12 protein-coding genes are annotated in these 12,499 nt (G+C 66.8%); 6 read left to right on the top strand and 6 right to left on the bottom strand.

Annotated elements, in window-relative coordinates:
* Window positions 1-202 precede the first annotated feature (202 nt).
* The 5 genes from QWL29_RS17910 to QWL29_RS17930 all read right to left on the bottom strand — a co-directional run bounded on the left by QWL29_RS17910 (window position 203) and on the right by QWL29_RS17930 (window position 6,109).
* Window positions 203-1,624 carry a DUF389 domain-containing protein gene (locus tag QWL29_RS17910; protein WP_305824239.1) on the bottom strand — a complete coding sequence of 474 codons (1,422 nt, stop codon included), beginning with the start codon at window positions 1,622-1,624 and terminating at the stop codon, window positions 203-205.
* A gap of 153 nt (window positions 1,625-1,777) precedes the next feature.
* Entirely contained in the window at window positions 1,778-2,479 is a 702-nt protein-coding gene (locus tag QWL29_RS17915; RefSeq protein WP_305824240.1) for a potassium channel family protein, read from the bottom strand.
* Window positions 2,469-3,797, bottom strand: a complete 1,329-nt coding sequence (locus QWL29_RS17920; protein ID WP_305824241.1) for a TrkH family potassium uptake protein — start codon at window positions 3,795-3,797, stop codon at window positions 2,469-2,471. Before QWL29_RS17920 ends, QWL29_RS17915 begins: the two co-directional genes overlap by 11 nt.
* Window positions 3,798-3,816: 19 nt before the next feature.
* Entirely contained in the window at window positions 3,817-5,028 is a 1,212-nt protein-coding gene (gene nhaA, locus QWL29_RS17925; protein ID WP_305824242.1) for a Na+/H+ antiporter NhaA, read from the bottom strand.
* Window positions 5,029-5,344: 316 nt separating this feature from the next.
* Window positions 5,345-6,109: an alpha/beta hydrolase family protein gene (locus QWL29_RS17930; RefSeq protein ID WP_305824243.1), complete on the bottom strand. Its 765-nt coding sequence runs from the start codon at window positions 6,107-6,109 to the stop codon at window positions 5,345-5,347.
* 128 nt (window positions 6,110-6,237) lie between these two features.
* Between QWL29_RS17930 and QWL29_RS17935 the strand changes: the two genes are divergently transcribed.
* The 4 genes from QWL29_RS17935 to arsH are packed head-to-tail and all read left to right on the top strand — an operon-like array spanning window position 6,238 to window position 9,104.
* Window positions 6,238-6,582, top strand: coding sequence for an ArsR/SmtB family transcription factor (locus QWL29_RS17935; RefSeq protein ID WP_305824244.1), 345 nt, complete (start codon window positions 6,238-6,240; stop codon window positions 6,580-6,582).
* A 22-nt stretch (window positions 6,583-6,604) separates the two neighbouring features.
* Window positions 6,605-7,084: an arsenate reductase ArsC gene (locus tag QWL29_RS17940; RefSeq protein WP_305824245.1), complete on the top strand. Its 480-nt coding sequence runs from the start codon at window positions 6,605-6,607 to the stop codon at window positions 7,082-7,084.
* A 13-nt stretch (window positions 7,085-7,097) separates the two neighbouring features.
* Entirely contained in the window at window positions 7,098-8,378 is a 1,281-nt protein-coding gene (locus QWL29_RS17945; protein ID WP_305824246.1) for an arsenic transporter, read from the top strand.
* 9 nt (window positions 8,379-8,387) lie between these two features.
* Entirely contained in the window at window positions 8,388-9,104 is a 717-nt protein-coding gene (gene arsH, locus QWL29_RS17950) for an arsenical resistance protein ArsH (protein WP_305824247.1), read from the top strand.
* 9 nt (window positions 9,105-9,113) lie between these two features.
* On the opposite strand, the gene QWL29_RS17955 is transcribed toward arsH, so the two are convergent.
* Window positions 9,114-9,908 (bottom strand): serine hydrolase, encoded by a 795-nt coding sequence (locus QWL29_RS17955; RefSeq protein ID WP_370663713.1) that lies wholly within the window; start codon window positions 9,906-9,908, stop codon window positions 9,114-9,116.
* Window positions 9,909-10,469: 561 nt separating this feature from the next.
* On the opposite strand from QWL29_RS17955, the gene QWL29_RS17960 reads away from it, so the two are divergent.
* Together QWL29_RS17960 and QWL29_RS17965 are read left to right on the top strand one after the other, a co-directional pair.
* Window positions 10,470-11,132, top strand: a complete 663-nt coding sequence (locus tag QWL29_RS17960; protein ID WP_305824249.1) for a response regulator transcription factor — start codon at window positions 10,470-10,472, stop codon at window positions 11,130-11,132.
* Complete coding sequence (locus tag QWL29_RS17965) at window positions 11,108-12,454, top strand: ATP-binding protein (RefSeq protein ID WP_305824250.1); 1,347 nt, start codon at window positions 11,108-11,110, stop codon at window positions 12,452-12,454. Before QWL29_RS17960 ends, QWL29_RS17965 begins: the two co-directional genes overlap by 25 nt.
* Window positions 12,455-12,499 lie beyond the last annotated feature (45 nt).

A 12,499-nucleotide genomic window follows, 5' to 3' on the forward strand; every position in this document is an offset into this window, starting at 1 on the left:
GCCGTTATCAGGAGGGTGGAGTCCATCACATTAGGGTGGGCACTCTGTGCCCACGCGGACGCTCGCGCCGTGTTGGCCGCGTTATCCTGGCTCCGTTCATATTTCGCAGTGCCTCCTGGGGAGACCCCGCGGCGCATCAGATATTCGCGTTCAAACGAGGCTGCCTTTACGCGGGCTTCCGCGTGGGCACGGGGTGCCCACCCTACTGTGCACCACCCGCCACCCCATCCTCCTGCCGCACCAGCTTCCCGCGCTTGAGCGCAATCGTCATGCGCGCCGCCTCGTTCCCCGTCCTCACCTTCAGCCACGCGTCGATGCGCTTGAGCTCATCCGCCTTCGGCATGCGCCGGCAGTCGGCGCTCAGGAAAGGCACCGGCACCGTCTGGCCTGCGCCTGGCGGCAAGGCCCGTCCCACCAGCACGTTGCCGCACTGCGGATACTGGGCCTCGAATTCGCGCGTCACGGCAGCGGCCTGCTCGATCCAGCCCTGCTGGGTGCTCAATTGCGCGCGCAGGCCGGCAATCGTGGCGTCGCGGTCGTGCAGGGCCTGCTGGTTGTTGCGCACGATGTCGGCCAGGATGTCGGCCTTCAGGCTGCCGACGTCGATCTTTTCCGTGTCTTCCGCCTGCGCCTGGTGCACCGACAGGCGCGCGCGCTGCAGGCCGGCGCCGGCCATGCGTCCTTCGATGGCGGCGATGGCGGAAACCGGCAGGCGCGCGCCGATCAGGGTGACTTCGATCTCGCGCCTGGCCGGGTCCACGCTGGACTCCAGCACGTGCACCTTGGCGGCCTGGAATTCCTGGCGCACGAAGTCGCGCGCGCGGCTCTTGAACACCTCGTTGTCGACCAGGCGTACCGCCAGGTAAATGCTGGGCAAACCGGTCACCAGCACGATGAACAGCAGCGCGCCCTTCACGCGGCGGCCGCGGCGCGGGTCGACGAACTTGCGGTGCGGCAGGCGCAGGAATTCGATCACCAGCACCGAGGCAAAGGCGATGAACACGCAGTTGATCGAGAACAGGTAGAAGGCGCCGCCGAACACCGACCAGTCGCCGTTGGCCAGGCCATAGCCGGCCGTGCACAGCGGCGGCATCAGGGCGGTGGCGATCGCCACGCCGGGAATCACGTTCGATTTCTCGCGCCGGGTCTGGCCGATGATGCCGGCCAGGCCGCCGGCCAGCGCGATCAGCACGTCCCACAGCGAAGGCGTGGTGCGCGCCAGCAGTTCCGACTGGGCTTCGTCCAGCGGCGTCAGCATGAAGTACAGGGTCGAGGTCAACAGGCTGATGCCGGCGGCGATGCCCAGGTTGACCAGCGAACGGCGCACCAGCGCGAAGTCGAAGATGCCCAGGCCGTAGCCGAGGCCGACGATCGGCCCCATCAGCGGCGACACCAGCATGGCGCCGATGATCACCGCGTTCGAGTTCGTGTTCAGCCCGACCGAGGCGATCACGATCGCCAGCATCAGGATCCAGGGCGTGGCGCCGCGCAGCTCGACGCCGGCGCGCAGGCTGCGGTCGATCTCGGCGTCGTCGGCCTTGTCGTCGAGCAGACTGAAGCGGTGGGCGATGGCCTCGCGCAGCGAAGGCGATGGCGGGGATGGTGGGGTGTCGGGTGCGTTCATCTGTTGCGAAAATCCTGAAAATTCCCTAAAGGAAAGGGCATCAGCCGCGATTTTCGCTGCGAATCCGCATTTGCACAAACGTTTCTTGCATCCACGGCGGCGCCGGCGCCGGTCTGTCGCCGCCGCCCGACAAATGTCCGCCCGCCGCAGGTGCTAGCGCTTCTTCTTTTCCCCGCGCGCGAATTCCTCGATTTTTTTGGTCGGCCCCGACACGATCAGCAAGTCGGCCGGCAAGACCCGCGTCTCCGGCTGCGCATGCTGGAAATCCTCGTTAGCGCGCTTGACGCCGACCACTGTGACCCCGAAGCGCGAGCGCACCTGCGATTCGGCCAACGACTGGTTGTGGGTGTACAACGGCGCGTGGATCTTGGCGATCCCGAAGCCGTCGTCGAACTCGATGAAGTCCATCATGCGCCCCGTGATCAGGTGCGCCACGCGCTCGCCCATGTCGGCTTCCGGGTAGATGATGTGGTGGGCGCCGATGCGCTGGGCGATCTGGCCGTGTTCCGGACTCATGGCCTTGACCCAGATGTCCTTGATGCCGAGCTCGGTCAGCACCATCAGCGTCATCAGGCTGGCCGCCAGGTCGGAGCCGATGGCGACAATCGCATGCGAGAAGTCGGCCACGCCCAGCTGCAGCATGACGTTCTCGTTGGTCGAATCGGCCTGCACGGCGTGGGTCAGGCGGTCGCCCCAGACCTGCACCAGGTCTTCCTTGCGATCGATGCCCATCACGTCGTGGCCGAGCCGCACCAGCGACTGGGAGACGGCGCCTCCGAAGCGGCCCAGGCCGATGACGACCACGCTGTCGCTCGCCGAAAAGGCGAACTGTTCTGTGAAAATCCTACCCAACAATTGGATGCTCCTCGGGATAACGGTAAGGCATGCGGCGTTCCCCCAGCACCAGCGAGGTCGCCAGCGTGATGGTCCCTACCCTGCCAACAAACATCAGCACCAGCAGCACGGCCTGGCCTGACACCGGCAATTGCGCCGTGATCCCGGTCGACAGGCCGGCCGTGCTGAAGGCGGCGATGACTTCGAAAATGACCTGGTCGCTCGGAAAATCAGTCAGGCGCAGCAGGAACAGGGTGCCGAACACCACCAGCATGCTACCCAGCACCAGCACCGTGATGGCCTGGCGCTGGGCCGAGGCGCCGACGCGGCGGCCATAGGCCTCGGTATCGGTGTGCCCGCGCGCCTCGGCCAGCACCAGCAGGAACAGCACCACCACGGTCGCCACCTTCACCCCGCCGGCTGTGCTGGCGCTGCCGCCGCCGATGAACATCAAGAAATAGTGCAGTGCCCAGGTTTCGTGGTGCAGCGCGGCGATGTCGACCGTGTTGAAGCCGGAAGTGCGCGCCGCCGCCGACATGAACAGGCTGTTGAGCATCTTGTCGGCCACGCCCAGCGGCCCCAGGGTGCGCGCATTGTCCCACTCGAAGAACAGCACGGCAAGGAAGCCGCCCACCAGCAGCACCGCGCTGCCGGCCAGGGTGAGCTTGGTGTGCAGCGACCAGTGGCGCGGGTCGCGCAGGCGCTGGCGCAAGTCGTGCAGCACCGGGAAGCCGATGCCGCCGACGATAAAACCCAGCATGATCGGCAGCAGCACCAGGGCGTCGCCGGCGTAGCGCACCAAGCCGTCGGCGTGGATCGAGAAGCCGGCGTTGTTGAAGGCGGATACCGCATGGAACAGGCCGGACCACAGCGCTGCGCGCCAGTCCAGGCCGTAGCCATAATGCATCCTCAGCGTCAGCACGATGCAAATGATCATTTCGGACAGCAGGGCCACCACCAGGACGACCCGCGCGATGGCCGACACGTCGCCCAGGGCCAGCGTGCGGGTTTCGGTTTGCGTCATCATGCGCGCGCGCAGGCGCGGCGAGCGGTTCACCATCAGGCCGAGCAGGGTCGCAGCCGTCATCATGCCGAAGCCGCCCATCTGGAACAGCAGCATGATCGTCGCCTGCCCGAAGGTCGACCAGTAGCTGCCGGTATCGACCGTGACCATGCCCGTCACGCACACCGCCGACACCGAGGTGAAGAAAGCCGTGAACAGGGGCGCGGCCGTGCCGTCGGCGCGCGCCGCGGGCAGGGCCAGCAGCACGGTGCCGAACAGGATCGCCAGCAGGAAGGCCAGGGCCACCGCCCTGGCCGGGTGGAGAATCGTCTTCATGCCGCGTTCGCCGCCTCCTTCAGCGCGCCGGTTCGCTCTCGACGTCCATGGTATCCGGATCGGGGTCGGACGGCAGCGGCGCACCCATGAATTTCAGCCACGCGAAGCCCACCACGCCGGCGCCGAACGAGGCCAGCAGGATCGCCATTTTCGAGGCGTTGATCGCCTCGGCCTGGCCGGCAAAGGCCAGGTTGGTGATGAAGATCGACATCGTGAAGCCGATGCCGCCGAGCAGGCCGGCGCCGAGGATGTGGCGCCAGGCCAGGTCGAGCGGCAAACGGCACACGCCGGCCGCCACCGCAACAAAAGTGACCAGCACGATGCCGACCGGCTTGCCGATGCCCAGGCCGAGCAGGATGCCGAGGCTGTTGGCCGACAGCAGTTCCTGGGCCCAGCCGGCGCCGATCACGATGCCGGTATTCGCCAGCGCAAACACGGGCAGGATCAAAAAGGCGACCGGCTTGTGCAGCACGTGCTCGAGGCGGTGCGAAGGCGATTCGGCATCGTCCTCGATGGCCGAATACGGAATCGCAAAGGCCAGCAGCACGCCGGCGATGGTGGCGTGCACGCCGGACTGCAGCATGCAGTACCACATCAGCGCGCCGCCCAGCAGGTAGGGCAGCAGCGCCATCACGCGCAGCATGCGCTTCATCAGGAACAGGGCCGCGAACACGCCGAGCGCCGCGAACAGCCAGGCAAACGACAGTTGGGTCGTGTAGAACACGGCGATGACGATGATGGCCCCGAGGTCATCCATCACGGCGAGCGCGGCCAGGAACACCTTGAGCGAGGCCGGCACCCGGTTGCCGAGCAGGCTCAGCACGCCGAGGGCAAAGGCGATGTCGGTGGCCATCGGGATGCCGATGCCGGCCTGGGTGGGTGTGCCGCCATTGAGCAGGAAGTGGATCAGCGCGGGAATGGCGATGCCGCCGACCGCGCCCAGGATGGGCAGCATGGCGTTGCGCAGGTCGGACAGTTCGCCGTTGTACAGCTCGCGCTTGAGTTCGAGGCCGATCAGCAGGAAGAAGATGGCCATCAGGGCATCGTTGACCCAGTGCTCGATGCTCAGGCCGGCCACGTAGCCGTGCCAGAAGCCGAGGTAGGCCGGCCCCAGCGCGGAATTGGCCAGCAGCAGCGAGACCAGGGTGCAGAGGATCAGGATGATGCCGCCGGCTTTGCCCGACTGCATGAATTCTTTGAAGGTATTGGAAAGCTTTTTTTCGATGCGCATGGTGGTGTGGCGTCCTGGTATGGCGGCTCGGGGCGCCGGTCGTCATGGATGGCGGAAGGCTGGTGCCTGCGAAGTCGTGCTGGTGAAAGCGGCATGCCCGCGCTCAGGAAGAGTCGATCGGCCATGGCGCAGAGGCGCAGGCTGGATGGACCGTGGAGGAAGCTGGCGCTGGGCGGCGGTGGACAGGATGGCAGGACATGGGCAATGGACGCAAGTTGTCTGCGCGGCGGCCCGACCAACGCACGTCCTGTCATGCCTGGGCGGCATGATCACCCTGGCCGGATTATACCGGAATTCGTTGTCACCCGGATAAGCTTCATGCGCCGGCAATATGCCGCGCGCTCCAGGCGGCGATCAATGCGGCGACCTGGGCGGCGTCTTCCCTTCCCGTCACCAGGTGGTCCATGCCGTCGAGCGAGACGAAGCTCTTCGGGTACTGCGCCAGCTCGAAGATACGCTGGGCGTTGGCGATGTCGACCGTGTCGTCCTGGGGCGCGTGCAACACCATCAGCGCGCGTTGCAGGCCGGCGATGCGCTCGGCCAAAGCGTGCCCGGTGGCATCCTCGACGAACTGCTGGCGGATCTGGAAGTCGCGCCCGGCCAGCTTGACCCGCGCCTCGCCCAGTTGGGCCAGCGTATCCAGGTGCTCGGACAGCAGCTTGTCGACCACGTAGTGCGGGTCGCTGGGCGAAGCGATCGTCGCCACCGCCTTCGCTTCGGGAATCCGGTGCGCCGCCGCCAGCACCGCGGTGCCGCCCATGCTGTGCCCCACCAGCAGGCGCGGCGCCTCGAAGCGGGCGCGCAGGAAATCGCTGGCGGCCACCAGATCGTCCACGTTCGACGAAAAATTGGTGTCGGCAAAGTCGCCGGCGCTGGCGCCCAGGCCGGCGAAGTCGAAGCGCAGCATGGCCACGCCGCGCTCGGCCAGGCCGTGGCAGATGCGGTTCGCGGCCAGCACATCCTTGCTGCAGGTGAAGCAGTGGGCGAAGACGCCGTAGGCGCGCGGGGCGCTCTCGGGCATGTCCAGCTTGGCCGCCAGTTTGCCGTGCGGCCCGGGAAATTCGACGCGTTCGGTGAGCATGGTGTCTTTCTGTTGCAATGGAGGCGCTACTCTGCACGGGATCGACGATGCGTGCAAGGCACGCTCTGGTTTGCCTTTCACAACATTTCGACTATACTGGAAATATGGAATCAATAAAGGGAACCGGTATGGATAATGCGAATGCCGTCGTGGCGCTGGCCGCCCTGGCGCAGGAATCGCGCCTGGCCGCCTTCCGCCTGCTGGTGCAGGCCGGGCCGGCCGGACTGGCTGCAAGCAGGATCGCCCAGGCGCTGCAGATGCCCGCCTCCTCGCTTTCCTTCCACCTGAAGGAACTGACCCATGCCGGGCTCGTCGCGCCGCGCCAGGAAGGCCGCTTCGTCATCTATGCCGCGCGCTTCGACACGATGAACACCCTGCTCGGCTTCCTTGCTGAAAACTGCTGCGGCGGCGATCCCTGCGCGACGAGCGGCACGCCAGCCTGCTCACCAGGCGCCACCTCCTGCGGCACCTGAGCCGTCTTTTACGAAAGCCCCGATGAACGTCCTGTTTCTCTGCACCGGCAACTCCTGCCGCTCGCTGATCGGCGAAGCCGTCTTCAACCACCTCGCCCCGGCCGGCTGGCGCGCCATCAGCGCCGGCAGCCAGCCCACCGGCAAGCTGAACGAACGGGCGCTGGCCCTGCTCGCCGCCAAGGGCATCGCCACCGAGGGCTACTACAGCAAGTCCTGGGACGCCCTGCCAGTGACACCGGACATCGTGGTCACCGTCTGCGCCAGCGCCGCCGGCGAAACCTGCCCCGCTTATCCCGGCCCGGTCCTGCGCACGCATTGGGGCGTGGAAGATCCGAGCCATGTGGTGGGTGCGGAAGAGGAGATCGCGGCCGCGTTCGAAAGCGCCTACGCCATCCTGCGCGCCCGCATCGAGGCCTTCCTGGCGCTGCCGCTGGGCGAACTGGCCGCCGACCGGGCACGGTTTAAGACCGAACTCGACCGCATCGGCAGCATCCTGGCTTGAAGGCGGAACATTCGTGCTGACCGCTTTCCTGATTTTCGCGGCGACCCTCGCCCTCGTCATCTGGCAGCCACGCGGATTGGGCATCGGCTGGAGCGCAGCCGGCGGCGCCATTGTCGCCCTGCTCGCGGGCGTGATCCAGGTCGGCGACATCCCGACGGTGTGGCACATCGTCTGGAACGCCACCGGCGCCTTTATTGCCGTGATCGTCATCAGCCTGCTGCTCGACAAGGCGGGCTTCTTCGAGTGGGCCGCCCTGCACGTGGCACGCTGGGGCGGCGGCCATGGCCGGCGCCTGTTCCTGCTGCTGGTCCTGCTCGGCGCTGCCGTTGCCGCCCTGTTCGCCAACGACGGCGCTGCCCTGATCCTCACGCCCATCGTGGTTGCCATGCTGACCGCGCTGCGTTTCCCGCCGAAGGCAACCCTCGCCTTCGTGATGGCGGCCGGCTTCATTGCCGATACCGCCAGCCTGCCGCTGGTCGTGTCGAACCTGGTGAACATCGTGTCGAGCGACTACTTCGATATCGGCTTCGCGCGCCATGCGGCGGTGATGGCGCCGGTGAACCTGGTGTCGGTGGCGGCAACGCTGGCGGCACTGGTCTGGTTCTTCCGCAAGGAGATTCCTGCGCATTACGATGTCACCCAGCTCAAGCGCCCCGAAAACGCCATCCATGACCGCGCCACCTTTATTGCTGGCTGGTGGGTGCTGGCGCTGTTGCTGGTCGGCTTTTTTTGGCTGGACGACGCCGGCATTCCAATCAGCGCCGTTGCCGCCACTGGCGCGGTGCTGCTGCTGGCAGTAGCGGCGCGCGGACACCGCATCTCGACCCGCGCGGTGCTGCGCGGCGCGCCCTGGCAAGTGGTCGTGTTCTCGCTCGGCATGTACCTGGTGGTGTATGGCCTGCGCAATGCCGGACTAACCGGCTACCTGACCGCCCTGCTTGATCGCTGCGCCGAACACGGCGTCTGGGGCGCGGCACTCGGCACCGGCTTCATCACCGCCATCCTGTCGTCGGTCATGAACAACATGCCGACCGTACTGGTCGGCGCGCTGGCCATCGATGCGAGCTCGGCCCAGGGCGTGGTGCGCGAAGCCATGATTTACGCAAACGTCATCGGCGCGGACCTCGGTCCGAAGATCACGCCGATCGGCAGCCTGGCCACCTTGCTGTGGCTGCACGTGCTGGCATCGAAAGACATTCGCATTTCGTGGGGCTATTACTTCAGGGTCGGCATCGTGCTGACCTTGCCGATTCTCCTGGTTACCCTGTGCGCGCTGGCCCTGCGCCTGAGCTAAAGGAAACATATGAACACGCTCGACGACCTCCCCAACATCCGCCCCGAGCTGCTGGACTTGCCGACACTGGACAAGCTGGCGCCGGTAGACAACATGGACCATCCGCCGCGTATCCTGCTGCTGTACGGCTCGCTGCGCGAACGTTCCTTCAGCCGCTTCCTGACCGAGGAGGCGGCGCGCATCCTGGCGCACTTCGGGGCTGAGGTGAAAATCTTCGATCCGACCGAGCTGCCGATGGCCGGCAGCGTGCCGGAAACGCACCCGAAAGTGGCCGAGCTGCGCGAACTGTGCCTGTGGTCGGAAGGCCAGGTCTGGTGCAGCCCGGAGCGGCATGGCGCGGTGACGGCGGTGATGAAGAACCAGATCGACTGGATTCCGCTGGAGATGGGCGCGATCCGCCCGAGCCAGGGACGCACGCTGGCCGTGATGCAGGTGTGCGGCGGCTCGCAGTCGTTCAATGTGGTGAATACCCTGCGCCTGCTGGGCCGCTGGATGCGCATGTTCACGATCCCGAACCAGTCCTCGGTGCCGATGACCTACAAGGAATTCGACGACGCCGGGCGCATGCGGCCGTCGGCCTATTACGACCGCGTGGTCGATGTGATGGAAGAGCTGTTCAAGATGACGCTGCTGCTGCGCGGCCGCACGGACTACCTGACGGACCGCTACAGCGAGCGCAACGAGCGGGCACAGGCGGCCATCAACCGGCAGATCGGCAGGCTGTGAAGCGCCGCGTCAGCGCCGCCACGGATTGAAGGTGGTCAGCCAGGCGCGCACCCGGTTGGCGTCGGCCGCACGCGATAATTTCCCCTGAGAGTTCAGGAAGACCATGACCGTCGCCCTGCCCTTGACCACCGCATGCAGGACCATGCAGCGGCCGGCCTCCGAGATATACCCCGTCTTTTGCAGGCGGATCTTCCAGCTGCGGCTTGCGGTGAGCCGGTTCGAGTTGCGGTAGACGGTCTGCTCGCGCGCCTGCCGGATCGAGAAGTGGCGGTCGGTCGAGTAGCGCCGGATCACCTGGTTCTTTTCGACGGCGACCACCAGCCTGGCCAGGTCCTCCGGGCTCGAGACGTTGGCGCTCGACAGCCCGGTCGGTTCCACGTAGCGGGTGCTGCGCATGCCCAGCGCCCTGGCCCTGGCATTCATCGCCTCGACAAATTTCCCGGTCCCGCCGGGGTAGTTGCGCCCCAGCGCAGACGCGGCGCGGTTCTCCGAACTCATCAGGGCAAGATGCAGCATGGCCGAGCGCGACAGGCGGGTGCCCACCCGCAGGCGGGACGAGGAATACTTGAGACGGTCGACGTCCGCCTGGGTGACGGTCAGCATTTCCTGCATGTCCTGCCTGGCGTCCAGCACGACCAGGGCCGTCATCAGCTTGGTCAGCGACGCGATCGGCATGACCGCGTGTGCGTTCTTCTGGTACAGGACCCTCTGCGTCTTCGGATCGAGCACCAGTACGGCGCTCGAGCGCAGGGCCGCCAGCTGGGCGTTGGCACGGTCGACCGTGGCCGCCTTCGGGTGACGCACCCGCTTCGCGGTTTTTGCCCTGGTTTTCGCTTTTATCTTTGTTCTTGCTTTTGTCTTTGCTTTTGCTTTTGTTTTCTCCTTTGCTTTGATTTTTGCCTTCGCCGTGGCGGAGGCGCGGCTGCCGTTGGCGTGCACGGGCGATGCGGAACCCAGCAGGAATGCCAGGGACAGGAAAACGAGGACCAGTATTTTCATCTTCGAAAGAGGCAGGCAAGGCCTCCGCCGCCCTCGGCAGCGGAGCATACGAATCCGGCCATCGTAATGGCCGAGAATTAGCAAACACTTAGCGATGAGCAGGATCGTCCGGTGCGCCGGCGCGGCGCCCAGCGTCTCACGTGCGCTAAGGCTTCGCTAAGTGTTTCCTCCTAACATGACGCGCTCGCACGAAGCCCGGCCGGGCAGGCGCCAGCGAACGCGGCCCCGTGCCGGCCGCTGGTAAGCTTGGCGACGTAATTCGGCGGCGTAATACAGGAGAAAGCAAGACATGAAAGTAGCGATGACGGGCCTGGCCCCGGCAGGGCGCACGGCATGCGGTTGCCCGCCGCCCCGAGGAGCCGGCCGATGAGGGTGCTGCTGGTGGAGGACGACCCGATGATCGGCAGCGTGGTCCAGCATGCGCTGCGCGACGCCAGCTATGCGGCCGACTGGGTGGTCGACGGCGAGGCTGCGCTGACGGCGCTGCGTACCCTGGAATACGGACTGGTCCTGCTCGACCTGAACCTGCCCCGCATCGACGGCATGGCCGTGCTGCGCGCGGTGCGCCAGGCGCGCAACGACGTGCCGGTGCTGGTGCTGACGGCGCGCGAGGCCACCGAGGACCGCGTGGCCGGCCTCGATGGCGGGGCCGACGACTACCTGGTCAAGCCGTTCGCGATGAGCGAGCTGCTGGCGCGCATGCGCGCCCTGACCCGGCGCAAGGAGTGCACGGCCAGCCCGGTGCTCGGGAACGGCATCGTCGCACTCGACCCGGCCACCCACGAGGCCCGCACCGCAACGGCGACGGTGCGCCTGACCGCGCGCGAATTCCCCCTGTTGCAGGCGCTGCTGGTGCGCCCGGGCGCCATCCTCTCGCGTGCGGAGCTGGAACACCGCGTCTACGGCTGGGACGAGGAAGTCGAGAGCAATGCGATCGAATTCCTGATCCACTCGCTGCGCAAGAAACTCGGCAGCGAGATCATCAAGAATGTACGGGGCGTCGGATGGATGGTCGCGAAGGGCCGGTAGCGGCATCGCTGCGTTTCAGGCTGTCGCTGTGGATCTCGACGGCGATCCTGCTCGGCGCCGCCGTGGCCGGCCTGTATTCGTACGTCGACGCCACCAGCGATGCCCACCATGACCAGGACACGCAACTGCGGCAGGTCGGCTACCTGATCAGCAGGCTCGATGCCGTACCGACCTCGCCGATGGCGCGCGAACGGGTCGGCGACGTCGACTTCGATGCGCGCCTGGTCGTGCGCTTCATCGACGCGCCCGGCGCGCCCGTGCCGAAACCGGAACGGCCGCCGCATTTTTCGCCCGCACTGCCCGACGGCCTGCAGACCGTGACCAGCGGCAGCGAGACCTGGCGCGTCTTCATCCGCACCAACGCCCGCGGCGTGCGCGTCGCGGTGGCGCAGCAGACGGCCGTGCGCGACGCGGCGGCGCGTGCGAATGCCTTGCGCGCGGTGACGCCGGTTCTGTTCCTGGGGCCGTTGCTGGTGCTGATGGTGACGCTGCTGGTGCGGACCATGTTCCAGCCGCTGCAAAAGCTTGCCGCGCAATTGCGCGAGCGCCCGGAACACGACCTCGAGGAACTCGACCGGGCCGCACTGCCGTCGGAAGTCTGGCCTTTCGTGGCCGAGATCAACAAGCTGATCGGCCGCACGGTGCGCGCGCTGTCGCTGCAGCGGCGCTTCATCGCCGACGCCGCGCACGAGCTGCGCTCACCCATGACCGCCCTGTCGCTGCAGGCGGAACGGCTGGTGGCCAGCGACATGCAGGGCGAGGCGCGGGAACGGCTGGGCGCCCTGTCGGCCGGCCTGGCGCGCACCCGCATCCTGCTCGACCAGTTGCTGACGCTGGCGCGCACCCAGGAGTCGGGCAATGGCCGGCTGGCCCAGGTACCCCTGAAGAAGATTATCCAGGAATGCCTCGAAGACCTGGTGCCGCTGGCCGAAGCCAGGGCGATCGACCTGGGCGTGGTAGGCGACGCCGATCCGGCCGTCGCCGGGCATGCCGTGGATATCGCCATCCTCGTGAAAAACCTGGTCGACAACGCCATCCGGTATACGCCCGAAGGCGGCCGCATCGACATCAGCGTGACCGAGGCCGGCGGCTGCGTCGTGCTCGATATCGACGACACGGGCATCGGTATTCCCGAGGAAGAACGGGAGCGCGTGTTCGATCCCTTCTACCGCGTGCTCGGCAACGGCGCGATCGGCTCCGGCCTCGGCCTGGCCATCACGGCCTCGATCGCGCACCAGGCCGGCGCCGGCATCGCGCTGCTAGACAGGCCCGACGGCATGCGCGGCCTGCGCGCGCGCGTGACGTTTCCGGCGGCATGCTGAACATGTCCTGCCTCCCGGCCGCGGCGGCAGGTCATGGCGCCGCCC

Source organism: Massilia brevitalea, assembly GCF_030711405.1.
Lineage (GTDB): Bacteria > Pseudomonadota > Gammaproteobacteria > Burkholderiales > Burkholderiaceae_D > Telluria > Telluria brevitalea.